Below are 26141 nucleotides of genomic sequence, written 5' to 3'. Positions count from 1 at the left end.
CTCCGCTGGACCCTTGAACGGTGCCGACCGATTGTTGCTCCAGGCCACCCTCGGAACGCCCGGAGAAGCACGGGCCGCGTGGGAGCGCCTGAGGCCGGAGTTCGACTTCGAAGCGTTGACCGGTGAGAACTACCGACTCGCACCGCTGCTCGGGTGGAACCTGGAGCGGGCGGGTCTGGAACCTGCCGACGATGTCGACCTGGCCCGCCTGCTCGGTCTGACCCGGCGAACCTGGGTGCAGTCCCAGCGCCATCTGGCCATGCTCGGAAACGTCTCGGATCTGTTGGCCGAGGCCGGGGTTCGAGCGGTCGCCATCAAAGGTGCAGCGATGCTGCGGGTGGCTTACCCCGAACTCGGCTTGCGTCCCATGGAGGACCTCGATGTCCTCGTCGAGCTCCGAGACATGGAACGTGCCGGCGTTGCCCTGGCCGCGGCCGGAGGTGTTCAGGTCCACGTGGCATCCGATGGCCACGCCGCCATGTGGTCGATGCCGGGGGGGATCGAGGTCGACCTTCACGTCCACCTCAACCCCTGGATGATCGAGGCGGCCGGCGGGCCCGCCCTGGCTGCCGTCCATCGTCACGCTGTCCGGGTTGATCTTCCCGACGGACGGTCGGCGATGGTGGCCGATCCCGCCGATCAGCTCCTGGTCACGTTCCTGCACGGGCTCCGAGGCACTAGCGCCCGGCTGCGGTGGATGGCCGATGCCGTGTTCCTGGCTCGCTCCGGCAACGTCGACTGGGACCACTTCACCGCCCAGGCCGAGCGATTCGCGGTCACAGGTCTGGCGGTTCGGGCTGCCGATTTCGTGGCGGACGCCACCGGTACTGCGGTGGTGCCCGTTGATGTGGTCGAGCGCATGCGTTCCACCAGTTGGACCGTGCTCGACCGACTGACCCTTGCCGCCATGGATCGCGATCGGTTCCCGAACGTGTTGCGCGCCGCGGTGTTCGACCTGCACTCGCTGGCGGCTGGCGAGCGTCTCCGCGCGGCGCCGAGGGTGATGTCGGCCCGTCTCGAAGCCAGCTCTCCCACCGGTGCGATCGTCGCTGCGGCCCGTCGAGGTCCGGCCTATGTGTGGTCAAGTGTGAGCGGTGCTCGGTCGGGCCGGCGTCGAAGTGCTCCTGGTCCGTGGAACCCGCGCCGGGTGCTGGTCACCGGGGCCGACGGTCCTACTGATTGGCGGGTGTCGGATGCGCTGGAGTCGTCTTCCCGACAAGTGGTGCGGCTGGATCGGGCTATGGGCATCGACGTACGGCGCCCGACTCATGTGGAGCCGGCAGTGACCGGTTGCGATGCTGTTCTCCACCTGGCGTCGATTCCGTGGAACGCCTCGTGGAGGTCGTCGCTGGCCACCAACGTGTGGGGCACGGTCGTGGTGCTGCGCGCTGCTCGTCGGGCCGGGGTCGCTCGAGTGATCTACGTCTCCAGCTTCCAGGTCACCGGCGCGTTCATGGGCCGGGCCGCGCCGGCCCGGCTGCCCTTCGACGAACGCCATCCCAAGCGGCCGTCCACCCCCTACGCCCATTCCAAGCTGTGGGCCGAGTACGTATGCCGTCTGCTCGCTGTCGTCGACCGTTCCGTGTCGGTCGTGGTGGTACGCCCCCCGGCGGTGTGGGAGGAGGAACGGTTCGAACGGGAGCGGCTCAAGTGGGAAGCCGACGAGACCCGTCAGTGGCGCCCGTTCTGGGAGTACGGGGCGTTCATCCACGTGGACGACCTGGTGGACCTGCTGGTGCAGGCCGTCGAAGAACCGCTGGCCCCCGGCTACGAGGAGGTCACGGTCTCCGGTCCCGACAGCGCATCACTGTGGCCGACATGGGACCTGGTCCAACGCCTTCACCCCGGCGTGGCCTGGCGCAGCGGGCGCGACCGGGAAGTGGTGGAGAACGAACCGTTCGCTCCGCTCGTCGACTCGTCGCGGGCCGAGGCCCTCTTCGGGTGGACGCCGACCCGAGCGTTCCACGACCATCAGGCCTCCCAGGGGCAGTGACGACAGCCCTGGCTACAGCAGTAGCCGCGGTCGGCCAGGTAGCGGGCGGTCATGACGCTGTAGCCGGTGTCTGGGTCCCGGTAGGTGGACAGCCCGACCTCCACCGCCCGGTCGTGGGCGGCCAGGATCTGGGCCCGGGCCGGATGGTCGGGGGCCAGACGATCGGGGTGGGGCGTGGTCAGCCAGTCCGGCCGCTTGGGGCCGCTGGGGCCCGGTTTCACCCCGCGTCGGGCGCTGCGGCGGCCACCTCGGCCAACCTCACCGTCACCGACGGTTCCTCACCATCGCCAAGGGTGGCGGTTACCAACTCGGTCACCTTGCCGGCGTCGCGCAGGTCGCCCGAAGCCGCCGACAGGGCTGCCAACCTGGCCTCGGTGTCGGTCACCACCACGACGTCAACGTCGGCTCGCATCGACACCTTGGCGTCGGACTTGGCCTTGCGGATACGCCCCAGCACCTCCGAAGCCACGGCCAGAACGCCCTCGGTGTCGGCTTTGGAGCCAGCGGTGGATTGTCCGGCCCGGGCTCGCAGTGACGCTGCGTCGGGCCAGTCGGCTCGGTGGACCGAGACCACCTCGAACCCGGGCAGCGCTCCGGCATCGGTCCGGCACCAGGACCACACCTCTTCGGTGACGTAGGGCAGGAACGGGGCGAACAGGCGCAGCAGGGTGGACAGGGACTCCCGTAGGGCGACCCGGGCCGATACCGCACCCTCCGAAGAGTCGCCTTCGCCCGAGCCGTAGGCACGGACCTTGACCAGCTCCAGGTAGTCGTCGCAGAACCGCCAGAAGAGGTCCTCGGTGCGCTTGCAGGGCCTGGGCGTAGTCGTAGCCGTCGAAGGCCGGGGTGGCGTCGTCGACCAGGTCGGCCAACTCGGCCAGCACGGCCCGATCGAGGGGTTCAGTGACGGCGCCATCGGCGGGGGCCGGGCCCAGACCCAGCGCGAACTTGGAGGCGTTGAGGATCTTGATGGCCAGGCGGCGGCCGATCTTCATCTGGCCGGCATCGAAGGCGGTGTCGGTGCCGGGCCGAGCGCTGGCCGCCCAGTAGCGCACCGCGTCGGCGCCGTGTTGTTCCAACAGGTCGGTGGGCACCACCACGTTGCCCACCGACTTGGACATCTTCTTGCGGTCGGGGTCCAGGATCCACCCCGACAGGGCGGCGTTGGCCCACGGCACGGTGCCGTGTTCGAAGTGGCTGCGAACCACCGTGGAGAACAGCCAGGTGCGGATGATGTCGTGGCCCTGGGGGCGCAGGTCCATGGGGAAGGTGCGTTGGAAGAGGTCGTCGTCCTCCTCCCAGCCACAGACGATCTGGGGGGTCAGCGACGAGGTGGCCCAGGTGTCCATGACGTCGGGGTCGGCGGCGAAGCCCCCCGGCTGGTCGCGCTGGTCGGCGGTGAAACCCGGCGGGACGTGGCTCTGCGGGTCGATGGGCAGCGTGTCCTCGGCGGGCACCAGCGGCTCGTCGTGGTTCGGCTCGCCCTCGGCGTCGAGGCGGTACCACAGGGGGATCGGCACCCCGAAGAACCGTTGGCGTGAGATCAACCAGTCACCGTTGAGGCCGCCGACCCAGTTGTCGTAGCGGTGGCGCATGTAGTCGGGGTGCCATTGGAGCTGTGCCCCCCGCGCCAGGAGGGCGTCGCGCAGGTGGTCGTCTCGGCCGCCGTTGCGGATGTACCACTGGCGGGTGGTCACGATCTCGAGCGGCTTGTCGCCCTTCTCGTAGAACTTGACCGGGTGGTTGATCTTGCGCGGCTCGCCCAGCAGCTCACCCGACTCGGTGAGCAGTTCGACCATCACCTGTTGGGCGCCGCCGGCGGCCTTGCCGGCGAAGCGGGCGTAGGCGTCGCGGGCGGTGTCGGTGGTGAGCCACGCTGGGGCTTCGGTGGGGAAGCGGCCGTCCTTGCCCAGGACGGCCCGGGTGTCCAGGTCGAGCTCGCGCCACCAGATCACGTCGGTGAGGTCGCCGAAGGTGCAGATCATGGCGATGCCGGTGCCCTTGTCGGGCTCGGCCAGGTGGTGGGCCTTGACCGGCACCTCAACCCCGAAGATCGGGGTGGTGACGGTGGAGCCGAACAGGGGTTGGTAGCGCTCGTCGTCGGGGTGGGCGACGAGGGCCACGCAGCTCACCACCAACTCGGGGCGGGTGGTGGAGATGACCACGTCGTCGCCGCCGTCGGAGCGGTGGAAGGCGAGGTCGTGGTAGGCGCCGGGCCGTTCCCGGTCTTCCAGTTCGGCCTGGGCCACCGCTGTCTGGAAGGTGGTGTCCCACAGGCTCGGGGCCTCCTGGGAGTAGGCCTCACCGCGGGCCAGGTTGCGCAGGAACGCCCGCTGGCTGATGCGCTGGGACCGGTCGGAGACGGTGGTGTAGGTGAACGTCCAGTCGATCGACAGACCGACCAGGCGGAAGAGGTCCTCGAACACCTGCTCGTCGGTGGCGGTGAGCTCCTCGCACAGTTCGATGAAGTTGCGGCGGCTGATGCGCTCGAAGTCCTGGCGCTTCTTGGCCGGCTTGTCCGGTGGCCGGTAGCCCTCGACGAAGGGGACCGACGGGTCACAGCGCACCCCGTAGTAGTTCTCGACCCGGCGCTCGGTGGGCAGGCCGTTGTCGTCCCAGCCCATCGGGTAGAAGACCTTCTTGCCAGCCATGCGCTGGTAGCGGGCGATGGTGTCGGTGTGGGTGTAGCTGAAGATGTGGCCGACGTGCAGCGAGCCCGAGACGGTGGGCGGCGGGGTGTCGATCGAGAACACCTCGGCCCGCTCGGCGGTGCGGTCGAAGCGGTAGGTGCCCTGTTCCTCCCAGGCCGCGCCCCACCGGGCCTCCAGTCCGTCGAGCGTCGGTTTCTCGGGAACTTGAGGCTGACCCATGGGCGACAAAGGTACCGGCCGTCCCCGAGGGCCTTCGAACCGGTAGCGGTCGCCATGGGTCAGACTGGCGGGGTGAGCGCGGAGCAGGCCCCGACCCAGATCGACCCCACCGAGATCCGGCTGTACGACACCCGCCGCCGTCAGGTGGTTCGCTTCGAACCGCTGGTGGCCGGTCACGTCGGCATCTACACGTGCGGACCCACCGTGTACGGCCCCCAACACCTGGGGAACATGCGCAGCCAACTCCTGCCCGACCTGTTGCGGCGGGTGCTGGCCGCGGCCGGCTACCAGGTGCGCTTCGTCACCAACATCACCGACGTCGGCCACCTCACCGACGACGCCGACGCCGGCGACGACAAGGTCGAAGCGGCGGCCAACCGGGAAGGCGGCTCGGTCGAAGACATCATCTCCCGGTGGAGCGAGCAGTGGGCCACCGACCGGCGGCGGCTCGGTTGCCTCGAGCCCGATGTGGTGCCCCGGGCCACCGAGCACATCGCCGAACAGATCGCCCTGATCCGCACCCTCGAGGAGCGGGGCCACACCTACGTGATCGACGACGGCGTCTACTTCGACGTGTCCACCTTCCCGCGCTACGCCGAGTTCGCCCACCTCAACCTCGACGACCTGGAGGCCACCGGGCGGGTGGAGAACGTCGCCGCCAAGCGTCACCCCGCCGACTTCGCGCTGTGGAAGCTCAGCCCGGCTGGCACCCGCCGTCTCCAGGAGTGGGACTCGCCGTGGGGGGTCGGGTTCCCGGGCTGGCACATCGAGTGCTCGGCCATGTCGATCAAACACCTGGGCGAGCGCTTCGACATCCACACCGGTGGGATCGACCACGTTCGGGTCCACCACACCAACGAGGTGGCCCAGACCGAGAGTGCGCTCGGCATCCACCCGTGGGTCACGGTGTGGATGCACAACGAGTTCCTCGACATCGGCGGCGAGAAGATCTCCAAGAGCAAAGGCCACGTCTTGTTGGTCGACACCTTGGTGGAGCAGGGGATCTCGCCGCTGGCGTTCCGCTACTTCTTCCTCCAGGCCCACTATCGCCAACAGCAGGCCTTCACCTTCGACCTGGTGCGGGCCGCGGACACGGCGTTGCGACGACTGGTGCACCACGCCGTGGTGGCCCGCGACGCTTCGACCGCGGGCGGGCCCGAGGCCGAGGTCGATCCTTCGCGCACCGATGGATTGCGGCGGGCGTTCTGGGAGGCGCTGGCTGATGACCTCAACGCGCCCCGCGCCCTGGCCGTGGTCTCGTCGGTGGCTCGTGAACCGGCGCTCACCGCCGGGGACCGGTGGAGCCTCTACGCCGACTTCGATCGAGCTCTGGGATTCGGGCTGGCCGAGTCGGTCGATCCCGAGCAGGAGGGCACGGTGGCGTTGGACGATGCTCCCGCCGACCTCGTCGGGTTGATGACCCAGCGGGAGGCGGCACGGGCCGGGAGGGACTTTGCCGAGGCCGACCGGCTGCGCGACGTGATCGAAGCCGCTGGTTTCGAGATCGTGGACACGCCCGACGGCCCCATCCTGCGCCGTCGCTGAGCCGACTCTCGTCGGCTTTGGCAGACTTGACGAGGCCGCGTAACATGTCAGATGTTACCGGTCGGTAACTAAGCCTCCATCGAATCCGGGCCGCGCCACGAAGGGGAACGGGGACCCCGGATCCAACCTCCGTAGAAGAAGGTCATGTCATGGCAGAGTTCTCCCTCGCCCTGAACGAGGAACAGGAACAGCTCAAGGACTGGGTCCACCAGTTCGCGAAGGACGTCATCCGCCCCGTCGCCGAGGAGTGGGACGAGCGCGAAGAGTTCCCTTGGCCCGTGGTCCAAGAGGCCGCCAAGGTCGGGCTCTACGGATTCGACTTCATGGCTCAGGCCATGCTCGGCGACTCCACCGGCCTCACCATGCCCCTCGCCATCGAAGAGCTGTTCTGGGGCGACGCCGGCATCGGCCTGTCGATCATGGGCACCGGCCTGGCTGCCGCGGGCATCGCCGGCAACGGCACCCCCGAGCAGATGATGGAGTGGGTGCCCCAGTGCTACGGCACCGCCGACGACGTGAAGCTGGGCGCCTTCTGCGTGTCCGAGCCCGACGCCGGCTCCGACGTGAGCTCGCTGCGCACCCGGGCCGTCTACGACGAGGCCAAGGACGAGTGGGTGCTCAACGGCACCAAGGCGTGGATCACCAACGGTGGCATCGCCCACGTCCACGTGGTGGTCGCTGCCGTCGACCCCGAGCTGAAGGGCCGGGGCCAGGCCAGCTTCATCGTGCCCCCCGGTACCCCCGGTCTGTCCCAGGGCCAGAAGTACAAGAAGCACGGCATCAAGGCGTCCCACACCACCGAGGTGGTGCTGGAAGACGTCCGCGTGCCTGGCTCGTGCCTGTTGGGCGGCAAGGACAAGCTCGACGAGAAGCTGGCCAAGGCCCGCGAGGCCCTGACCAAGCCCAAGACCGAGTCCTCGGGCAAGCAGCCGGCCATGGCCACCTTCGAGGCCACCCGCCCCGCCGTGGGCGCCATGGCCATCGGTGTGGCCCGTGCCGCCTACGAGTACTCGTTGCAGTACGCCCAGGAGCGCACCGCTTTTGGCAAGCCGATCATCAAGAACCAGGCCATCGCCTTCATGCTCGCCGACATGATCACCGAGATCGACGCCGCCCGACTCCTGGTGCACCGCGCCGCCTGGCTGAGCCGCAACGGAAAGTACGTCAACGCCGAGGGCAGCCAGTCCAAGCTCAAGGCCGGCCGCGTCGCGGTGTGGACCACCGAGCGCGCCATCCAGATCCTGGGTGGCTACGGCTACACCCGTGAGTACCCGGTGGAGCGTTGGCACCGAGACGCCAAGATCTTCGACATCTTCGAGGGCACCGAGCAGATCCAGCAGCTCGTCATCGCCCGGGCCATCTCCGGCCTCCGCATCGAGTAGTCAACCGATCCGGCTTTGCCGCTGGCGTGGATCCCGTCCCAGTGACGTGGGTCCACGCCAGTTGCCGTTTTGGGAGCGGTGGTCAGAAGCCGAATCGGTGGGGCAGGGTCAGCACCACCACCGAGGCCACCACGAACATGGTGGCGCTGAGACCCACGGCCAAGTGCTCGGACCGTGGGTCTGAGAGCTTGCTGGCGATTCCGGCGAAAAACAGGACCGAGGCGTAGAGCACCGCGGTCAGAACGAACCGATCTCCGGTCTGGCTGGCCTCATCGGCGGTGGTGGCGTGGTCCTCGGCTGCCGACACCAGCCGGTCGACCTCGTCGGCAGCGGCGAGGCGGTAGGAATCCATGTCCATGGGGGTGCCGGCCGGGAGGTCGGACCGATCCTGGCCGGGTGGCCACCAATCTTCGAACGCCGTGAGGAGCTCGGGCCGGAACCGGTCCGACACCTCAGCGGCCAGAGCGTCGTCGCCCTTGACGGTGGCCTCGAACCACAGGGTGAACGTCGAGACGTCGATGCTCTGCTGGCGCCCGGCCACGTCGTGCTGCTTGGTGGCTTCGAACAGCGACCGGGTGGAGGCCCGGCTCTCCTTGGAGTAGGCACTGCTCCACCGGGCTGCCTGGTAGCTGCTCCACGCCGAGGCGACCGTGGCCAGGCTGAGGATGATGGCGGCGGCCAGATCCCACGAGTCGAAGCGGGGACCGGGAGGCACTTCTTGGTGGTCGACGCCATCGTCGGGACCCGGGTCGGTCATGTCGCCATCATGGCTGACCCGGTAACCGCCAGCGCGCCAGCTAGTCCTCCAAGTCCTCCGAGGCGGCGTAGACGCCGAGCAGGTCACGGGCCGACACGATGCCCACCAGGTCTCCGTCGTCTTCCACCAGAACGTGGCGCAGGTAGCGCTCGGACATGAGCTCGGCCACCTCGGCCACCGTGGCGGTGACGTCGCACCACACCAGGTTGGTGCTGGCGATGCTGTGGACCCGAACCTCGGCCGGATCGGCCAGGTTGGCCAAGGCGCGGATCAGGTCCCGCTCGGTCACCACCGCGGTGGCCTCGTCTTCGCCGTCGCCGCCGTCGTCGACCACCAAGGCACCGATGTCGCCAGCGGCGAGCAGGGCGGCCACCTCATAGAGGGTGGCATCGGGGGTAGTGCGGGTGACGGGACCGTCGATGAGCGTGGCGATGGTGAGCGCCCCGGCCTGGGAGACACCCCCACCCAAGGCACCGTCGCCCATGTCGTCGTCGAAGTCCAGGTCGTCGAGATCATCGATGTCGTGTGAGGCGCTCATGACCCCAGGATGCCCCCGATCGGCATCGTCGGCAACGGACCGAGGTAACTGTTCGGGCATGACCTTGGTCCCTGTTGCGGAAGGGAGGCACGAGTGCAACATTGGGATGTGGGGGCTGAGACGGCTGCAGTCGAGGTCGTGGTGAAGACCGAGTTCCAGGTGACCGTGGTGTCGGTGGCTGGTTCCGTGCCGACCACAGCATCGGCCCATGACGCCGCCGACCACATCATCGGGTCGACCCCCGGCGAAGGACCGGTGGTCGTGGACTTGAGCCGGGTGAAGGTCGGGCCCGACGAGCTGGCTTGGATCGTGCTCCGGCTGGAAGCCGTGTCGACATGGCATCGGTTCCGGTTGGTCGATGACCGGCTCGATCAGCGCCGAGCGCTACGAAGGTTGTGCCGACGTGTTCCCGTCTTACCCGATGTGTCGACCGCGGTGGCTGCGGCCCGTTCCGAGGTCCCACCCGACACTGAAGTGGTCGACGTGGTCGCCCTGTGGGGTCATCACGAAGACCGCGATGTGGTGGGTCCCGCGCCAGATACCAGCTCGTCAACACCGAACCGACCAGGACAGACCCGATGACAGCGACCGACCACATCACCACCTCACCATCGGTCGCCCCGTCGCGGATCCTCTGGTTCACCGACCTGACGCTCTCGGACAGCGACGCGGTGGGTGGTAAGGGAGCCAACCTGGGTGAGATGACCAGGGCCGGGTTGCCCGTTCCCCCCGGTTTCGTGATCGAGCACGGGGCCTACCTCGATGCGTTGACCGCCGCGGGACTGCGCGACGACGCCGCTTCTCTCGAGCCCCGCCAAGGGCTGAGCCCGAGCGAGCTGGCCGAGGAATGCGGGCGGCTGGCCGAGGCTGGCACCGAACTGGTCGACAAGGCCGGTCTCCCCGCCGACCTGAGGACCGAACTGGTGAGCGCCTACGCCGGGCTCGGCCCCGACGTAGCGGTGGCCGTGCGGTCCTCGGCCCCGGCCGAGGACTCCGCCTCGATGTCCTTTGCCGGGATACACGAGAGCTTCACCAACGTCGTCGGCGCCGATGCCCTGGTGGACGCGGTTCTCGGTTGCTGGGCGTCGTTGTGGTCGCCGCGCGCCGTCGCCTACCGAGATGCCCAGGGCTACCACGACGAACCTTCGGTGGCGGTGGTGGTGCAGCAGATGGTCCCGTCGGATCGTTCCGGTGTCATGTTCACCGCTGACCCCCGTACCGCCGACCGGAACCGGATCGTCATCGAGGCGGCGCTGGGTCTGGGCGAGGTGGTCGTCGGAGGACAGGTCGAACCCGACAACTACGTGCTGGCCAAGGACTCCCTGACGGTGCTGGAAACGCGCATCGGTCATCAGGTCGAACGACTGGTCGGTACCGCCGATGGCCAGGAACGCCAGGTCCTGGCCATCGGAGAAGGAGGCGGTCGGGTGCTGAACGATGCCCAGCTCCGAGCCCTGGGGGAGCTGGCCCGACGGGTAGAGGACCACTACGGCTCGCCTCAGGACATGGAGTGGGCCTTCTCCGGAGACGACCTCTACGTGGTGCAGACCCGGCCGATCACCACCCTTGGTGACACGCCCGACGGGCAAACCTCGCCGACGGCCTCCGCTCAGGCCAAGGTGCTGGCTTCGGGTCTGGCCGCCGGGCCCGGTGTGGTGGCCGGTCGGGTTCGGATCCTCCAGTCCCCACGTGACGGCCACCGCCTCGAGCAGGGGGAGATCTTGGTGGCGGCCATGACCGACCCCGACTGGTTGCCGGTGCTGCGCCGGGCCGGGGCCATCGTCACCGACCACGGTGGGATCACCTGCCACGCCGCCATCGTGGGGCGCGAGCTGCACCGACCGGTGGTGGTGGCCGCTCGTAGCGCCACCACCGATCTGGTCGACGCCAGTTGGTCACCGTCGACGGCGGGGCCGGTGTTGTGCTGGAGGGAGACGTCTCGAGGTCTTTGACCGCCGCGTCGGTCGCTTCGACCCCGGATGCGCCGTCCCCGGCCGTCGCAACCGAGACCACGGCCACCGCGGTGTACGTGAACCTGGCCGTTCCCGACGATGCCGAGCGGGTGGCTGCCCTTCCGGTTGACGGGGTCGGTCTCCTGCGTGCCGAGTTCATGATCACCGAAGCCCTGGGAGGGCTCCACCCGTCTCGGCTGCTGGCCGAAGGTCGGAGACAGGACTACGTGTCGGCCATGGCCGCGGGAGTGTCACGCATCGCCGCTGCCTTCAGCCCCCGGCCGGTCATCTACCGGGCGGTGGACCTTCGTTCCAACGAGTTCCGTGGCCTCGAAGGGGGAGAGGTGGAGGCCGAGGAACGCAACCCGATGATCGGCTATCGGGGGTGCTTCCGCTACGTCACCGAGCCCGAGCTGTTCCGACTCGACCTGGACGTGATCGCGGCGGTCCGCCAGCGTTACCCCAACGTTCATCTGATGATCCCCTTCGTGCGAACCCGTTGGGAGCTGGAGGCCTGCCTCCGACAGATCGACGAACACCCGCTGGGCCGAGACCGCAAGCTGAAACGTTGGATCATGGCCGAGGTCCCATCGGTGGTGCACTGGCTGCCGCAGTACGCGCAGCTCGGCATCCACGGGGTTTCGATCGGCAGCAACGACCTGACCCAGCTGATGCTGGGCGTCGACCGGGATTCCGATGTGTGCAGCGAGCTGTTCGACACCATGGACGAGGCGGTCCTGGACGCCATCGACCAGATCGTGGAGCGGGCCTCGGCCGCCGGTCTCCACACCTCGTTGTGCGGCCAGGCCGCCTCCAACGATCCCAAGCTGGTGGAACACCTGGTCCGTCGGGGCATCGCTTCGGTGTCGGTGGACCCCAGCGTCGCCGAGCTCACCCGCCGGACCGTGAGCCGGGCCGAGCACCGGATCATCCTCGATGCCGCCGCCGGGCGCCCTCCCCGCTGACCTCGGCGGCGGTCCCAGCTAGTGGGCTCGAACCTTCAGCTCAGGTGGGGAACGACCGCCACCGGGCACGGCGCGTAGTTGGCGCACTGGCGGCTGACCGAACCGAGGAGGAGACCGGCGAAGCCGCCGCGTCCCCGGGTGCCTACCACCAGCAGCGATGCGTTGCGGGCCTCCCACAGGAGGGCTTCGGCGGCAGGCGCGGCCACGCTCAGGCATTCGACCTCGGGTCGGGCTTCCATGTCGGCCAACTCGTCGTCGACGAGGGCGTTGAGGAACCGGTCCGCGGCCAGAGCGAACTCCTCTTCGTCGAGGGGCCCGAAGGCCTGGGGCCCGGGTGGGATGACCGCACCGGGGTCCCAACCGTGAACCACCCGCAAGAGCACCTTCTGGCGAACGGCCTCCGAGGCCGCCCATCGCAGGGCCGCGTGTGAACCCGGCGATGAGTCGACCCCCACCACCACCGGGGCCTCGCCGGGCAACACCAGGTCACCACCGACGGCGACGACCGGGGATCGGCCGTGGTGCAGGCAGGCCGACACCACCGAGCCCAAGAGCAGGCCGGCGAACCCGCCCAGCCCGCGGGTTCCCAGGACCAGGGCATGGGCACCCTTGGTCGTGGCGACCAGGTGCTGGGCCGCTTGACCTTGGAAGGCCACCTTGTGGACCTCGATCCCGTCCAGATCCGCCTCGGCGCGCAGGGTGGCCTCGGCCTGGTCGAGGATGGCCGGCGACGGGCTGGTGAGATTCTCCGGTATGAACGCAGCTGCCCCCGTGGGTAGGGGCCAGTCGACGACAGGCGGGGACCAGACGTGGACCAGGCACAGCGGCAGGCCCCAAATCTGGGCCTCGGCCGCGGCCCAGCGCGCGGCGCGCAGCGACCCCTTCGATCCGTCGATTCCGGCAACGACAGCCCCAGGGGGGACGCTCAGGTCCATGGGTCCATGGTCGTGGACGTGGCGGCGGCCCCGACAGGGCAGAAGGTCCCGGCGCTGGGGGCCTCAGGACCTGTGGCAGGTGATGGCGTACTCGGGGCAGTTGTCGGCGGCGAGCTGCGCGACCGAGGTCAGGTCGGCCGGTACCTCGCCATCTACGAGCAGCACGGCGTACCCCTCGTCGTCGGTGTCGAACAGGGCGGGCGCCAGGGCATAGCAGCGGCCGTGGCCCTGGCAGGCGTTGGAGTCGAGGGTGATCCTCACCGAACCTCCTCAGGTCGGATCCGTAGGGGAAGCTCTCGGGGGCCGCGCACTTGACCGGTGGACCACCGCACCCCGGTGGGGTGGTCGGCGGCCAGTTCGAAGTCGGGGATGCGGGCCAGCCACTCCTCCAACGCCACCCGGAGCTCCATGCGGGCCAGGTTCGAGCCGAGGCACCGGTGGATGCCGAGCCCGAAGGCGAGGTGGCGATTCTTCTGCCGGTCGATCACGAACTCGTCAGCGCGGTCGAAGGCTTCGGGGTCTCGGTTGGCGGCCGGGAAGGCCAACAGCACCCAATCCCGCTCTGCCACCGGGCATTCGCCGATGGTGGCGTCGTTCACGCCTTCGGCCACGATCCGGGCCATGGTGACCGGGGCGTAGAAGCGCAACAGCTCCTCGATGGCGAAAGGGGCCACCTCGGAGTCGGTGCGAAGTCGTTCCCGATCCTCGGGGTGGCGGGCCAGGTGCCAGAGGCTCGAGCCGATGGCCGACCAGGTGGTGTCGATGCCGGCCAGCAGCAGCAGGGCGATGGATCCGAAGATGTGTTCGTCGGTGATCGGCTTGCCGTCGACCTCGGCCTTGAGCAGGAAGCCGATGAGGTCGTCCCGCTCGGGTTGGCGTCGACGGTCCCTGATCACCTCGCTCAGGTAGTGGACCAGGGTGTCCTCGGGAGCGACGGTGTCGGTGTACTCGCCCGGCTTCTCCAGGATCCGGTGGATGAAGAGCCGGAAGCGGTCGCCGTCTTCGCGGGGCAGGCCCAACATCTCGGCGATGACCCGTACCGGGATGTGTTGGGCGTAGGCGGTGGCGGCATCTACGACACCGTCGGGTCCGAGCCCATCGAGCAACTCGTCGAGCAGTTCCCGGCACGTCCGGCGGGTGGCTTCCTCCCAGCGATCGACCTGGCGGGGAGCGAAGGCGGGTAGCAGCAGCCGGCGGGCATCGGCGTGGAACGGCGGATCGGAGGTGATGGGCGGCGCGTAGCCCATGGGGGCGAGGCCCGAAGGCTTCCACCGGTTGACGATCACCCCCTCTGAACTGAACCGTTCGGTGTCGTTGGCGACGGCGGACACGTCGGCGTGCCTGGTGGGTAGCCACACCCCGCCGTGGGCGTCGGAATGGGCCACCGGGCACCGTTGGCGCAGTTCGTCCCATATCGCCGGAGCGTCGGCGGCGTAGTCGTCTTGGGTGTGGTCGAACTCCGTGGCCCAGTCCTTGGGCCCAGAATCCAGGTCGGTCATCGGTTTCCCCTTGCAGCCCGGTGCGAACCCGTGGCACGACCTTGACCGTAACACCCGTTATTGACTGTCGGTCGCCTCGGGGTGGTGACGACGTGCTTCACTGGCGGTCCTGTCGATCTAGCAAGGGGCGAAGCCGTGACCGAACCAACAGTGTGGGGCGAGATCCAGGGGCGGACCATCCCTTTCCCATGGGGTGGGAGATGGACGCCGCCACCATGGTGTTCTCGGTTCCTGCCTCCGCCGCCCAGGCCCTGCTACCCGGCGATCGTTTCGAGGTGGTCGACATCGGTGGCGGCGTGGCCCAGTTCGTGCTGGCCCTCGTCGACTACCACCAGAACCCGTGGGGTGACTACCTGGAGTTGAACCTGGGCTTCCTGGCCCGCCCGGTCGGGGCGCCCGAGGACCTGATCGGGTCGTTCGTGTACCGCATGCCGGTGGATCAGGAGTTCACGTGCCAGGCAGGCAACGAGGTGATGGGCTTCCCCAAGACGGTCGAGGACCTGTCTCGGGTGGACGCCGACGGACGGGTCACCTTCGCCATGCACCGCCACGGTGAGTTGGTGATGTCGGTCTCGTTCCCGGCCGTTGAACCGATGGGAGACGCCAGCCCGGTGGAGACGGTCAGCTACTCCTACCTGAACGGAGTCGCCTACGAGACCCCGTTGTCGTTGGACCTGGGAACGGGGCTCATCGATCCGTCCGACGTGGTGATCGAACTAGGCGCCGACATCATCGGTGACGAGCTGCGCAGCCTGGGCTTGCCCTCAGCGCCAGACATGGCCACGTGGGGAACCGGCCTGGCCGGGACGTTCCAACTCGGGCGTCCGGTCGTGGTCTGAGCGGACGAACCTTCAGCCCTGGGCCCAGGCCTCGACCCGCCGGGCCAGAACGGGAAGGCTGACGGTGGCCGCACCGAGGACGACGTCGTGGAAATCGGGTAGCGAGAAGCTGTCGCCCAGCCGGTCTTCGGCGACGGATCGCAGCCGGAGGATCTCGCGCTGGCCGACCTTGTAGGCCAGGGCCTGGCCGGGCATGCCGATGTAGCGGTCCACTTCGGTCTCGATCTCGTCTCGGGTGACCGGCGCATGGTCCACCATGAAGTCGATGGCCTGTTGACGGGACCAGCCGAAGGCGTGGAGGCCGGTGTCGACCACCAGGCGGCAGGCCCGCCACGAGTCGCTGGCCAGCATGCCGAGGCGGTCCAGGTCGGAGCGGTACAGGCCCATCTCGACGGCCAGGCGTTCGGTGTAGAGGGCCCACCCTTCGACGTAGGCGGTGTGTCCCCAAGACAGGCGCCGAAACGCCGGCAGGGCCGTCCGCTCCGCGGCGATGGCCAGTTGTAGGTGATGGCCGGGAATGGCCTCGTGGTAGGCGATCGAGGCCGTCTCGGCCCGGGCCCGGCCGGTGGGGTCGTGCAGGTTGACGTGGTACTCGCCGGGACGGCTGCCGTCGGGTGCTGGCGGCGTGTAGTAGGCGGCGGGAGCGTCGGCGGCCAGGTAGTCGGGGATGGGGGTGAGCTTGCACGGCGCTTCGGGCACGATCCCGAACCACGCGCCCATGGCCGCGGTGGCATCGTCCAGGCATTGCTGGGCGTGGGCCAGGATCTCCTCGCCGTCGCGGTAGCGCAGGTCGAGGTCGTGGAGGAGGTGATCGAAGATCTCGGGCAGGTCCTCGGTGCCGAACAGGCGATGCCCGATCTCTCGGTACTGGTCGGGCAGGACCTCGGTGACCTCGTGAAGCCCGACGCGGTGCAGTTCCTCGGGGCTCAGGTCCAGCCCGGTGTGCATGCGGATCAGCGTGAGGTACAGGTCGTCGCCACCTGGGATCCAGCTCAGTCCGGCCCGATCATCGGGGCGGGCCACCCCGAGGAGCTCATCGGCCAGGACCTGGCGGTAGCGGGCGAAGGCCGGGCGCAGGCCGATCTCCACCGCGTGGCGGAGATCGGCCCGCCACTCGGCTTCGCCATCCCAGTCCGCAGGCCCGGCGATGGCGGCGAAGGGGTCGCTGTCCAGCGGTGAGGCCAGGTACCCGTCGATCTGGTTGAGCGACCGTTCCACGTTGATCCGAGCCGGAGTGCGGCCTCGGGCCAGCCCGGCGCGGAACCGAACCGCGGCCTGATCCAACATGGTGGCCATCGCCCCGATCCGGGTGACGGCGGCGGCGGTGTGGTCGACGTCGGGAACCGAGAGCTGACCGGCCATGGTGAGCAGGTCGGCGTGGACCCCCTGCATCTGGTCCGACATCAGCTCGACGAGGCCGGCGTCGATGGCCGCCATCGACTCGTCGAGCTCACCGATCAGGAGCTCGACGGTGGTGCGGTCGGTCTCGTCGAGGTCCTGGACCGGGATCGCGGCGGCCTCGGTGCGGAAGGTGGCCAACGCCTGGAGGGTGGCGGCCTCGGCTGCCTCGCTCAAGTCGTCGGCCCGGTCGTCGAAACGGTGATCGCCGAGGAAGGCGGCGAACAGCGGGCTGGTGGTGAGCCGATGCTCCCAGTAGCGGTCGGTCAGGTCAGCCAGATCGTCGGAGGCGGTCACCGGTAGATGTTGTCACGCCCGGATGCCGCGGAGCCCGGACCAGGCCAACTGGGCCACCTGAGAGGCGAAGGCGTCGGCGCCGGTACCGGGACCGAGCCCCAGGGTCAGCCAGTGGCGGCTGGTTGCTTCGGCCAGGCCGACCACGCCGAAGGCCAGCACCCGGCGCTCATCGGCCGAAAGCCCTTCGATCTCGATGAAGCCGGCGACGAGGTCGGCGACCGCAGCCTCGACCTTCTCTATGGCCGACGCCAATTGTGGGTCTGCCCGGTTGTGCTCGGCGAACAGCACCCAGAACGCCGGTCCCTGGCTGGTCGCCCACCGGAAGTAGGCCTGGAACCCGGCCTCGACCTGCTGGCGGGGACCGTCGGCCAACGCCACCCCGTTCACGATGGCCCGCTCCAAGCGGTCGCCCAGGTCTTCGACCAACTCCCGATAGAGCGCTTCTTTGGAGGTGAAGTGCTGGTAGAGCACGGGCTTGGTGACGCCGGCCGCTTCGGCCACCTCGTTCATGGACGTGCCGTGGAAGCCGTGGTCGGCGAAAACCTGCAACGCCACCTCCAGCAGTTGACGCCGGCGTGCCGGCGCGGGGAGGCGAGTGGTGTGGGCTCGTTCAGTGGCGGGGCGCCCGACCATGTCGTGGTGATCTCGGTCTGGGGTGTTCGAGTTCGACAAGGAGGGCTCAGTGCTGATGACGGATGACGGAGCGGGCGACGGTACCGGCCTGCATGTCGGCGAACGCCTCGTTGACCTCGTCGACGGTTATCTCCTTGGAGATCAACTCCTCCAGCTTGAGGTCACCCTGCTTCCACAGGTCGAGGAGCTTGGGGACATCTCGATGGACGTCGGAGGACCCGTACCAGCATCCCTTGATGGTCTTGGCCAGGTACAGCCAGGTGAAGGCCGCGTTCAGGTTGACCATGACGTCCATGCGGGGGACGCCGACCAGCACCACCTCGCCCCCAGCCCTGGTGGTGTTGATGGCTTGTTCGATGGTGGGGCCGAGGCCGATCACCTCGAAGGCCACATCTACCCCTCGGCCGTCGTTGGCGGCGATGGTGGCGGCCACCGGATCGGTTCCTTCCTCCACCAAGACGGTGTGGGTGGCCCCGAAGCTTCGGGCCATCTCCAGCTTCGATTGGAAGCGGTCGACGGCGATGATCGTGGTGGCACCCGCGATGCGGGCGCCCTGGATGACGTTGAGGCCCACCCCGCCACAGCCGATCACCGCCACCGAGTCCCCGGGGGTGATGTCAGCGGTGTTCAGGGCTGCTCCCACACCGGTGAGCACGCCGCAGCCGATCAGGGAAGCAACGTCTAGAGGAACGTCGTCGGGGATCTTCACCGTGGAGATCTCCGGTACCACCGCGTAGGGGCCGAAGGTGCCCAGGCATGCCATCTGGTGCAGCGGGGCCCCCTGACTGGTCATGCGCGTGGTCCCATCCAGCAGACCGGCCGCACCTTGGACCCGCGACGTCTCGCACAGGTAGGGCTGGCCGTGTTGGCACATGTAGCACTGGCCACAAGCCGGGACGAACGACAAGACGACGTGGTCACCTACCGCCACCCGGGTGACGCCTTCGCCCACCGCCTCGACGATGCCGGCACCCTCGTGACCCAACACGATGGGGGTGGGAAGGGGGATGGTGCCGTTTTGGACCGACAGGTCAGAGTGGCACACCCCCGAGGCCACCACCTTGACCCTCACCTCACCAGGCCCCGGCGGGGCGAGGTCGATGTCGTCTCGGGTCTCGATGGGTGCGTCGAACGCTGGTAGGACCGCGGCCTTCATTGGTGGTTCCCCTTGCTGGCTTGGTGGCCCTCGGACCCTACCCCGACGGGTCTGGGCAGGCTGCGGGCCGGCTGTCTCTCAGGTGAGGGGGCGGCCGTGCTCGCGGTCGTCTCGGATGGCCGACTTGATGCCGTAACCGAACACGATGGCCGGTGCAAGCACGATCGATCCGATGACCATGGACCCGATGATCACCGTGACCATCCAGTCCTTCATCTCGGTGAACAGGGCAACGAAGAACAACACGATGCTGACCAGGTACAGCCCGTACCCGATGCGCTTACCCGCCTTCACCAGCGAGTCGATCCGGGCCCGCTTGGCCAGCACCGGATCGGAGTAGGACACGTCAGACATCGCCTTCAGGCTACCGATCGGGTCACGGCTGGGGAACGGTGCCGTCGGGGCGGCCCGCGGCCCAGCGCAGGTCGTCGGTCAACCGAAGCTCGGGGTCCACCGCGTCGCTGCCGCCCAGCACGTGGAGCACGGTGAGGAACCGGCGGACCTCGGCCACGTCGTGGACCCGCAGCACCACCCCCGAGCCGCTGCCGACGGCAGCCACCGCGGCCAGCGTGCCGGCCAAGCGTTCCCGGGGCCGGGTCTGGGTCAACGCGCCGATGAAGTCCTTGCGGGAGATGGCCAGGAGCATGGGGAGCCCATCGGGGTTCAGTTCCGGCAGTCGCCGGAGGACCTCGATGGTCTGGGCCGGGGTCTTGGTGAAGTCGGGGCCGGGATCGACCAGGATCGAATCGGGGTCCACCCCGGCGTCGACCGCTTCGGCCGCCTTGGCGGCCAGGAAATCCCGCACCTCGGCCACGACGTTGCCGTACAGTTCGGTCTCTTGCAGCCGGGTCTTGGGTGGGGCGGCGGTGTGCATGACCACCAGGCCGGCCCGATGCCGGGCCACCAGGGGCGCCAGCTCGGGGGCGCGGAGCCCGCTCACGTCGTTGATGATGTGGGCCCCGGCCTCCAGCACCGCCTCGACCACCGGCGGCTTGTAGGTGTCAACCGAGATCACCACCTCGGGCAGCTCGGCCCGGATGGCTCGCACCAACGGCGCCACCCGCTCGATCTCCACGTCGGGGTCGACCTCGGCCACGTTGGTGATGCCGGATTGACCGCCCACGTCGATCACGGTGGCGCCGTCGGCCACCATCGCCTGAACCTGGGCCATCTGGGTATCGAGCCCACGACGTCCTGGGTCGGAGAACGAGTCGGGGTTGGCGTTGACCACCCCCATCAGCACCGGCCGGGTCAGGTCGACGCTGCGGTCTCCGAGCCGCAGAGACGGCCGGAACGAGGGGGGAGTTGTCACCTCAGTTGGCGTTGGCCAAGGCGTTGACCGCCTTGTCACCCGCCTTCTTGGAGTACGAGATGGCGCCGACGACCACCACCGCGGCGGCCACGGCGATGACCAGGGCCGCCACTTCGGGAGCCTGCTTGAGCTCGGCCAGCTTGTCGGTGTCGTACAGCTTGATGATGGCGGGCAGGATCAGCAGCGACACCAGGTTCATGACCTTGATCAGCGGGTTCAGGGCCGGGCCAGCGGTGTCCTTGAACGGGTCACCGACGGTGTCACCGATGACGGCGGCCTTGTGGCTCTCTGAACCCTTACCGCCCTCGGCGCCGTCCTCGATGTACTTCTTGGCGTTGTCCCAAGCGCCACCGGCGTTGGACAAGAAGTTGGCCATGAGCTGACCGACCACGATCACGCTGGCCAGGAAGGCGCCCAGGCTGATGGGGCCGAGGCCGAAGCCGATGATGACCGGGGCCAGCACGGCGATGAGGGCCGGCGTGGCCAGCTCGCGCAGCGAGGCGGCGGTGCAGATGTCGATGGCGGGGGCGTAGTCGGGCTTCTTCTCGCCGCTCATGATCTTGCCGTCGGCGAACTGGCGGCGAACCTCCTGCACCACCACGCCGGCGGTGCGAGATACGGCGCGGATGGCCAGCGACGAGAAGATGAAGGCGATCGAGCCACCGATGAGCAGGCCGATGAACACCTTGGGGTCGGCCACGTTGATGATGTAGCCCTGGTCGCCGGCCACCTCGGCCAGGCCGATCTGTTCGATGATGGTCTCGCCGTAGGAGGCGAACAGGGCCACCGCCGCGATCACGGCCGAACCGATGGCGAAGCCCTTGGTGACGGCCTTGGTGGTGTTGCCCACGGCGTCGAGGCTGACCATGATCCGCTCGGGCTCACCTTCGAAGTTGCCAGACATCTCGGCGATGCCCGCGGCGTTGTCGGCCACAGGGCCGAAGGTGTCCTCGGCCACGATGATGCCGGTGGTGGAGAGCATGCCGATACCGGCCAACGCCACCAGGTACACCGAGAACTTGAACGAACCACCACCGAGGGCGATGGCGCCGCCGATGGCCACGGCCACCGCGATCAGGGCCCACACCGCCGACTCCAAGCCCAAGCTGATGCCTTCGAGCACGGTGGTGGCCGGACCGGTCCGGGTGGCCACCGCGATGTCCTGCACCGGCTTGGTGGTGGTGGAGGTGAAGTAGGCGGTGATCTTGGAGGCGGCGAAGCCGAGGGCCACGCCCAACACGATGGCGCCGAACATGCGGGCTCCGGGCTGGCTCACCACCAGCTCACCACCGCCGACGGCCTTCGGGTTGCCGACGTAGCCGAAGGCCAGGGCACCGGCGCCCACGATCGAGATGGCCTGGGCGATGTAGATGCCGCGGTCGATGCACTTGAGGGCGTCGTCTTCACCGGGCCGGGCCTTGACCATGAAGATGCCGATGATCGAACCCACCAGGCCGATGGCCATGACCGCCACCGGGAAGATGAGGCCACGGGCGGCCTGGTCGGGGCCGACGCCAATGGCGGACATGGCCGACACGCCGAGGATGATGGAGGCCACCAGGGTCACGCCGAAGCTTTCGAAGAGGTCCGAGGCCATGCCGGCGCAGTCGCCCACGTTGTCGCCGACGTTGTCGGCGATGGTGGCGGGGTTGCGGGGGTCGTCTTCGGGGATGCCCGCCTCGACCTTGCCGACCAGGTCGGCGCCCACGTCGGCCGCCTTGGTGAAGATGCCGCCACCGACGCGCAGGAACAGGGCCAGAAGGGAGCCACCGAATCCGAAGCCGACCAGGATGGCCGAGCTGGTGTTCTGGAAGATCAAGATGATGGTGGTGGCACCGAGCAGGCCGAGTCCGGCGGTGGCCAGGCCCACCGAGCCTCCGGTGCGGATGGCAACGGTGAGGGCACCGGGGAAGTCGCTCTTGGTGGCGGCCGCGGTGGTGCGGATGTTGCCGCGGGTGGCCAGCCACATTCCCAAGAAGCCGATGGCTCCCGAGGAGGCGCCACCGATGATGAAGGCGACGGTGCGGAACAGACCGGACTGCACGAATCCCAGGGCGACCTCGCCGTCGGGGTCGAGGATCTTGGAGCTGGTCAGGAACACCACCACCGCCAACGGGATCACGATCATCCCGATGGTGCGGAACTGGCGGGTGATGTAGGCCATGGCCCCCACCTGCACCGCCTCGGCGATCTCCTTCATCTCGGGGGTGCCGTCGTCGGACTTGAGCACCCCCTGCATGAGGACGTACCCGACGGCCAGGGCGGCCAGGGCGATGCCGAGCGAGACGAACAGGAGGGCCTTGTCGGTCCCTCCCAGGGTGAAGGCTTGGTAACCGCCTTCGGCTGCGAGCAGGTGCACCGTGGATCCTTGGTTGGTGGGGTCTAGGTGGGTGACGGACCCGCACGCGCGCGTGTCAAGGGGCCCGAAAGTCCCTCTTCGCTACTACGGCAGCCCGCGCTTGTGCAACATTGCACGAATGGGCACGGAAGCCGCGGGCCCGCCCGCCTGGTGACCAGCTACCTCAGGCGGCGAAGGCTTCGGCCTGAGCTTCGACCAGGCGCACGACGTCGCCCATCACCACGTTCACGTCGATGAGGTGCAGACCCCACTCGGGGGTGAGAGCGCCGGGGATCTCATCGGCTCGGGGGTCGGCGGGGTCGGCCACGGTCTCGACCTCCAGATAGGTGAAGCCATCGGCGCTGACGCATCGGGCCCGGGCCAGCCCCGGGACAGAGACGAACGGCGTCGTGATCTCACCAGTCGACGGATCCAACCACCCCGATGCCTGCGTGCTGACCCCCAGATCACTCAGGATCGAGGCTTCGCGGTTGGCGGGGAAGTACGCGTCGGTCTCGACCGCCTCACCACCCACGCCGCCCGCAAGGTCGGCAGGGTTGGTGCAGACCGCCACCTGGTCGGTGGGCTGGGTCGCTCCGCTGCTGCGGGTACCGCTGATCGGTCGGCCGAAGAACGCACCCGCCGGCGGTGGGGACCCGGCGGCGAACGACGCCCAGCTCAGAACGCACCCGGTCTGGTCGTCGGTACGGCAGACCGGCACGTTCTGGAACTGACCACCGACGTCGGCGCCTTCGGGCACGGCGACCGACCAGCCGGCCAGGTAGGCCGAGATCAACAGTTCCCGGACGTCGTCGTTGGGGTCTATCTCCTCGGCGATCAACTGGCTCAACACCGCCGCTCCCTGGGAGTGCCCGATCAACACCACACCGCGTCCGCCGTTGTCGTTGGCCATGTAGGTCCGGAAGGCGTCGAGCACGTCGGCGTAGGGGTCTCCTTCCTCCAGGTCGGGCAGGTCACCTTCGGCGTCGGTCGATGTGAAGCCGGTGAGGCCGGCGAGGGTCCTCTGGCGGTAGACGGGGGCGAACAGCCGGCACTGGGACTGGAGGCGGGCCTGGTTCAGCGTGACGAACCCTTCTTCGTCATCTGACGCGTTCCAATCGCTGAAGGGTGCTTGGTCTCGCGAGATGGTGGGGTACACGTAGAAGCAGTCGATGGCGGGCTCGGCGGCGGCCTCGAACGCCTCGACGGTCAGGGTGCCATCGGCGGTGACGGTGGTGGAGGAGAGGTCACCGTCGCACACGTCTTCGGCGTCGGGCCGGCACACCCAGTGGGCAGGGTCGGCGTAGTTGGTGGTCTCGTAGTCGGCGTAGCGGTCCAACGCCTTCCCGTCGGTGCTCTCAGCGGAACCGGCCGGGGCGGTGGATGACGCGGCCGCGGACGTGGACGACGGGGAGGCGGTGGGGCTGTCGTCATCACCGGAGCTACACGCCGCCATGAGCAATACCCCGCAGGTCAGGGCGGCAAGGACCCTGACGGTGAAAAGGCGAGGACGCGGCGTGCCAGCACTGTTCGTGACCATGGGCTCGGACCGTACTGCCCCCGCCGGGCCCGAGCATGGCGAGTTAAGCGGTGGCGGTGGAGCGCAGGGCGGCGGAGAAGCTCAGGTCGGACGAGGACGGGGTGTCCTGGTGTACCGACACGGCGATGGTGTTGATCCCCACGTTGATCAGGTTGGTGGGTAGGGCGAACGAACGGACGGCGTTCTCGGCGCTACCCGAGCGTCCGCTGATGGCTCGTAGGGCGGTTTCGTCGGAGCCGGGTCCGACGTTGTCCCGCACGACCTCCACCCCGTTCAGGTAGACGATGGCCCCGTCATCGGCCACCAGGTCCAAGGTGAGGGTGGCCGGCACCGCGGTGGCGTTGAACGTGGTGCGCAACCACGAGGTGACGTACTTCTGGGAGCTACTAGGACCGAAGGAGATGACGGTGGTTTCGTCGCCGTCGCCGTAGCCGAACTGGGCGTTGCCCTGTGCCCAGGCGCTGTCGTCGAAGCCGAGCCCGCTCCAACCCGGGGCCATCGTGCCCGTGTCGAGGTAGCGCCACGACGCGTTGGCGGCCAAGCTCACCGGAGGAGGCGGTGGCGGCGGGGCCACCGGGAAGATCACGAACCCCTGGGCCGGGACCCCCGACACGTTGGTGAAGTCCCCGGCCGCCACCAGGACCTGCCCGTCGGTGGCCAGGTCCCGCACCCCCCAGAACTGGTCGAAGGTTGGGTTCCAGTCGGTCTGGCGAGCCCCGGTGATCATCGAGTTGCCGACCAGGCGAAGGTTGTAGTCGCCTTCGCATTCCTCGTGGTTGCCGGTGTACCAGTTGTCGCCGACGATGGTCACCGCTTGGGCATCTCCGCCGCAGCGTTGGCGGAACTGCTTGGTGCCGGTGGTGGTGTTGAACACCGCACCCTGGTTGCCGTACTCGGCGAGGGCCGCGGCCAGACGGGTGCCGTTGGGGCTCAGTTCCAGGTCGAGCGCCTCGCCGGAGACGTCGCTGAACGTCGGCGCGGTCACTGCGCCGGTGAAGCCGTCGAGGGCGGTGAGCCGGGTGGTGGCGGTGCCGTGGACGGTGGTGTACAGCCCGCCTATGAACACCCGGGACCGGTCGGGGAGGGCGGCGATGGTGTTCACTGACGCGTTCACGTTGGGGTCGAAGGTGGGGTCGACGGCGCCGGTGACGAGGTCGAGGGCGGCCACCCGGTTGCGGGCTACGCCGCCAATGGTGGAGAACGTGCCCGCCACGTACAGCCGGTCTCCGGCTGCCACCACCTTGTTCACCCGGTTGGTGTCAGCCCGGAATGGTTTGACCGCCCCGGTCTGGAGGTCTACCGCGGCCAGCCGGGCCCGGGGCTGACCGTTGACGGTGGTGAAGTCTCCGCCCAGGTAGAGCGTGTCCCCCCGCACGGCGAGGGTACGGACGATCCCGTTGGTGTCGGCCCGAAACGTCGGGATCACGGCGCCGGTGGTGCGGTCGAAGGCGGCGACGTTGGCGTAAGCCCCTTGGTTGGTGCCGCCCTGGTTGCGGACGTTGGCGAAGGTTCCGCCCAGGTAGATGCGGGTGGAGGTGAGGCTGACCGCCCACCCCACCCCGTCGACGCGATGCGCGGGCTTCGGGGTTTGGAGGAAGCGCACGTCTCCGGTGGGGTCGCACGCGCTCAGGCTGGCGGAGGCGACCACGGCGACCGCCACCAGTCCGAGTCGGAGGACCAGGGGCGTCCGGTGTTCTTTCCGCCGGTTCAGGACATCACTCTCAGTAGTGCTCACGGGCAAACCCCCACGTTCCGTGAACCACCTTACGGGTCGGGGTCTCCGGTCACAAGAGCCACCTTGGGCGGCGTCGGGCCACTAGGTTCCGGGCCGCGCCTCGCGGATGGCCCGCACGCCGAACGCTCGAACCTGGAGGTGGCCCCGTGGCCAATCTCAACCTGATCCGAATCCAGGCCCTGGTGGAGGAGGCCGTGAACAACGGCGCCACCAGCGTGGAGGAGATCCATCAGGCCGTGGCCGCCGCCCCCCTCGGGGTGCTCAGCCAGCTCGAACCCATCGCCGGGGTGGTGGGGACCACCCAGGACCTGACGGAGCGCAGCATCGGCGCGGTCTACGACACCATCCGTCGGGTCAACGAACAGGTGGGCGTGTTGGCCGAACAGCTCCTCGCCGCCCAGGGTGACCTGAGCGGAGAAGGTGAATCGGCCTAGGCCCGAACCGGCCTGGCTGTCAC

The 26141-nt window shown here is 68.6% G+C and carries 20 protein-coding genes and 2 pseudogenes; 7 read left to right on the top strand and 15 right to left on the bottom strand.

What is annotated here, in order from left to right; genetic code table 11:
• Positions 1-13 precede the first annotated feature (13 nt).
• Positions 14-1993, top strand: a complete 1980-nt coding sequence (locus IPG97_07440; protein ID MBK6856367.1) for a nucleotidyltransferase family protein — start codon at positions 14-16, stop codon at positions 1991-1993.
• Here IPG97_07440 and IPG97_07435 read toward each other — a convergent pair.
• Positions 1972-2214, bottom strand: coding sequence for a hypothetical protein (locus IPG97_07435; GenBank protein ID MBK6856366.1), 243 nt, complete (start codon positions 2212-2214; stop codon positions 1972-1974). The two genes, IPG97_07440 and IPG97_07435, sit on opposite strands and share 22 nt — an antisense overlap.
• Positions 2211-4863: pseudogene (gene valS / locus IPG97_07430) on the bottom strand (valine--tRNA ligase). The gene IPG97_07435 and the pseudogene valS overlap by 4 nt, the downstream one beginning before the upstream one ends.
• Positions 4864-4917: 54 nt before the next feature.
• Between valS and IPG97_07425 the strand changes: the two are divergent.
• A complete protein-coding gene (locus tag IPG97_07425) occupies positions 4918-6408 on the top strand; it encodes a cysteine--tRNA ligase (protein MBK6856365.1) in 1491 nt (496 codons plus the stop codon).
• A 149-nt stretch (positions 6409-6557) separates the two neighbouring features.
• Complete coding sequence (locus IPG97_07420; protein ID MBK6856364.1) at positions 6558-7790, top strand: acyl-CoA dehydrogenase family protein; 1233 nt, start codon at positions 6558-6560, stop codon at positions 7788-7790.
• A gap of 82 nt (positions 7791-7872) precedes the next feature.
• Here IPG97_07420 and IPG97_07415 read toward each other — a convergent pair whose 3' ends face one another.
• Together IPG97_07415 and IPG97_07410 are read right to left on the bottom strand one after the other, a co-directional pair.
• A complete protein-coding gene (locus tag IPG97_07415; protein ID MBK6856363.1) occupies positions 7873-8547 on the bottom strand; it encodes a hypothetical protein in 675 nt (224 codons plus the stop codon).
• 40 nt (positions 8548-8587) lie between these two features.
• Positions 8588-9031 (bottom strand): CBS domain-containing protein, encoded by a 444-nt coding sequence (locus IPG97_07410; protein ID MBK6856362.1) that lies wholly within the window; start codon positions 9029-9031, stop codon positions 8588-8590.
• A 147-nt stretch (positions 9032-9178) separates the two neighbouring features.
• On the opposite strand from IPG97_07410, the gene IPG97_07405 reads away from it, so the two are divergent.
• Together IPG97_07405 and ppsA are read left to right on the top strand one after the other, a co-directional pair.
• Complete coding sequence (locus IPG97_07405) at positions 9179-9667, top strand: hypothetical protein (protein MBK6856361.1); 489 nt, start codon at positions 9179-9181, stop codon at positions 9665-9667.
• Positions 9664-12002, top strand: a pseudogene (ppsA, locus tag IPG97_07400) (phosphoenolpyruvate synthase). Before IPG97_07405 ends, ppsA begins: the two are co-directional and overlap by 4 nt.
• A 35-nt stretch (positions 12003-12037) precedes the next feature.
• Here the strand turns inward: ppsA and IPG97_07395 are convergent.
• The 3 genes from IPG97_07395 to IPG97_07385 all read right to left on the bottom strand — a co-directional run bounded on the left by IPG97_07395 (position 12038) and on the right by IPG97_07385 (position 14436).
• On the bottom strand, positions 12038-12937 hold the full coding sequence (locus IPG97_07395; protein MBK6856360.1) for a universal stress protein: 900 nt from the start codon (positions 12935-12937) through the stop codon (positions 12038-12040).
• A gap of 63 nt (positions 12938-13000) precedes the next feature.
• Positions 13001-13198, bottom strand: coding sequence for a ferredoxin (locus tag IPG97_07390; protein MBK6856359.1), 198 nt, complete (start codon positions 13196-13198; stop codon positions 13001-13003).
• Entirely contained in the window at positions 13195-14436 is a 1242-nt protein-coding gene (locus IPG97_07385) for a cytochrome P450 (GenBank protein MBK6856358.1), read from the bottom strand. The genes IPG97_07390 and IPG97_07385 overlap by 4 nt, the downstream gene beginning before the upstream one ends.
• A gap of 188 nt (positions 14437-14624) precedes the next feature.
• Here IPG97_07385 and IPG97_07380 point away from each other — a divergent pair, with 188 nt between their 5' ends.
• Positions 14625-15275, top strand: coding sequence for an acetoacetate decarboxylase family protein (locus tag IPG97_07380; protein MBK6856357.1), 651 nt, complete (start codon positions 14625-14627; stop codon positions 15273-15275).
• 12 nt (positions 15276-15287) lie between these two features.
• Here IPG97_07380 and IPG97_07375 read toward each other — a convergent pair whose 3' ends face one another.
• From IPG97_07375 to IPG97_07340, 8 genes are all read right to left on the bottom strand, one after another.
• Entirely contained in the window at positions 15288-16970 is a 1683-nt protein-coding gene (locus IPG97_07375; GenBank protein MBK6856356.1) for a DUF885 domain-containing protein, read from the bottom strand.
• A gap of 12 nt (positions 16971-16982) precedes the next feature.
• Positions 16983-17642 carry a TetR/AcrR family transcriptional regulator gene (locus IPG97_07370; GenBank protein ID MBK6856355.1) on the bottom strand — a complete coding sequence of 220 codons (660 nt, stop codon included), beginning with the start codon at positions 17640-17642 and terminating at the stop codon, positions 16983-16985.
• Positions 17643-17649: 7 nt separating this feature from the next.
• Positions 17650-18759, bottom strand: coding sequence for a Zn-dependent alcohol dehydrogenase (locus IPG97_07365; protein MBK6856354.1), 1110 nt, complete (start codon positions 18757-18759; stop codon positions 17650-17652).
• A gap of 78 nt (positions 18760-18837) precedes the next feature.
• Complete coding sequence (locus IPG97_07360) at positions 18838-19113, bottom strand: hypothetical protein (protein MBK6856353.1); 276 nt, start codon at positions 19111-19113, stop codon at positions 18838-18840.
• A gap of 22 nt (positions 19114-19135) precedes the next feature.
• Positions 19136-19996, bottom strand: coding sequence for a dihydropteroate synthase (gene folP, locus IPG97_07355; protein ID MBK6856352.1), 861 nt, complete (start codon positions 19994-19996; stop codon positions 19136-19138).
• A gap of 76 nt (positions 19997-20072) precedes the next feature.
• A complete protein-coding gene (locus IPG97_07350; GenBank protein MBK6856351.1) occupies positions 20073-22424 on the bottom strand; it encodes a sodium-translocating pyrophosphatase in 2352 nt (783 codons plus the stop codon).
• 169 nt (positions 22425-22593) lie between these two features.
• Positions 22594-23949 (bottom strand): DUF3089 domain-containing protein, encoded by a 1356-nt coding sequence (locus tag IPG97_07345; protein MBK6856350.1) that lies wholly within the window; start codon positions 23947-23949, stop codon positions 22594-22596.
• 43 nt (positions 23950-23992) lie between these two features.
• Positions 23993-25684 carry a hypothetical protein gene (locus IPG97_07340; GenBank protein MBK6856349.1) on the bottom strand — a complete coding sequence of 564 codons (1692 nt, stop codon included), beginning with the start codon at positions 25682-25684 and terminating at the stop codon, positions 23993-23995.
• A 146-nt stretch (positions 25685-25830) separates the two neighbouring features.
• Here IPG97_07340 and IPG97_07335 point away from each other — a divergent pair, with 146 nt between their 5' ends.
• Positions 25831-26118, top strand: a complete 288-nt coding sequence (locus IPG97_07335) for a hypothetical protein (GenBank protein ID MBK6856348.1) — start codon at positions 25831-25833, stop codon at positions 26116-26118.
• The last annotated feature ends 23 nt before the right edge of the window (positions 26119-26141 follow it).

This window comes from Microthrixaceae bacterium (assembly GCA_016702505.1).
In the GTDB taxonomy this organism is placed as follows: domain Bacteria; phylum Actinomycetota; class Acidimicrobiia; order Acidimicrobiales; family Iamiaceae; genus Aquihabitans.
Note: the sequence above shows the minus strand (reverse complement) of the source record. Positions and strands in the feature narration are given on the sequence as shown.

What these genes read in the sequence shown, in the direction of transcription:
- IPG97_07425 (MBK6856365.1), top strand. Translation starts at nt 4,918, where the DNA reads ATGGGTCAGACTGGCGGGGTGAGCGCGGAGCAGGCCCCGACCCAGATC.
- IPG97_07410 (MBK6856362.1), bottom strand. Translation starts at nt 9,031, where the DNA reads ATGGGCGACGGTGCCTTGGGTGGGGGTGTCTCCCAGGCCGGGGCGCTC.
- IPG97_07395 (MBK6856360.1), bottom strand. Translation starts at nt 12,937, where the DNA reads ATGGACCTGAGCGTCCCCCCTGGGGCTGTCGTTGCCGGAATCGACGGA.
- IPG97_07345 (MBK6856350.1), bottom strand. Translation starts at nt 23,949, where the DNA reads ATGGTCACGAACAGTGCTGGCACGCCGCGTCCTCGCCTTTTCACCGTC.
- IPG97_07360 (MBK6856353.1), bottom strand. Translation starts at nt 19,113, where the DNA reads ATGTCTGACGTGTCCTACTCCGATCCGGTGCTGGCCAAGCGGGCCCGG.
- IPG97_07380 (MBK6856357.1), top strand. Translation starts at nt 14,625, where the DNA reads ATGGGGTGGGAGATGGACGCCGCCACCATGGTGTTCTCGGTTCCTGCC.
- IPG97_07385 (MBK6856358.1), bottom strand. Translation starts at nt 14,436, where the DNA reads ATGACCGACCTGGATTCTGGGCCCAAGGACTGGGCCACGGAGTTCGAC.
- folP (MBK6856352.1), bottom strand. Translation starts at nt 19,996, where the DNA reads ATGGGGGTGGTCAACGCCAACCCCGACTCGTTCTCCGACCCAGGACGT.
- IPG97_07420 (MBK6856364.1), top strand. Translation starts at nt 6,558, where the DNA reads ATGGCAGAGTTCTCCCTCGCCCTGAACGAGGAACAGGAACAGCTCAAG.
- IPG97_07415 (MBK6856363.1), bottom strand. Translation starts at nt 8,547, where the DNA reads ATGACCGACCCGGGTCCCGACGATGGCGTCGACCACCAAGAAGTGCCT.
- IPG97_07365 (MBK6856354.1), bottom strand. Translation starts at nt 18,759, where the DNA reads ATGAAGGCCGCGGTCCTACCAGCGTTCGACGCACCCATCGAGACCCGA.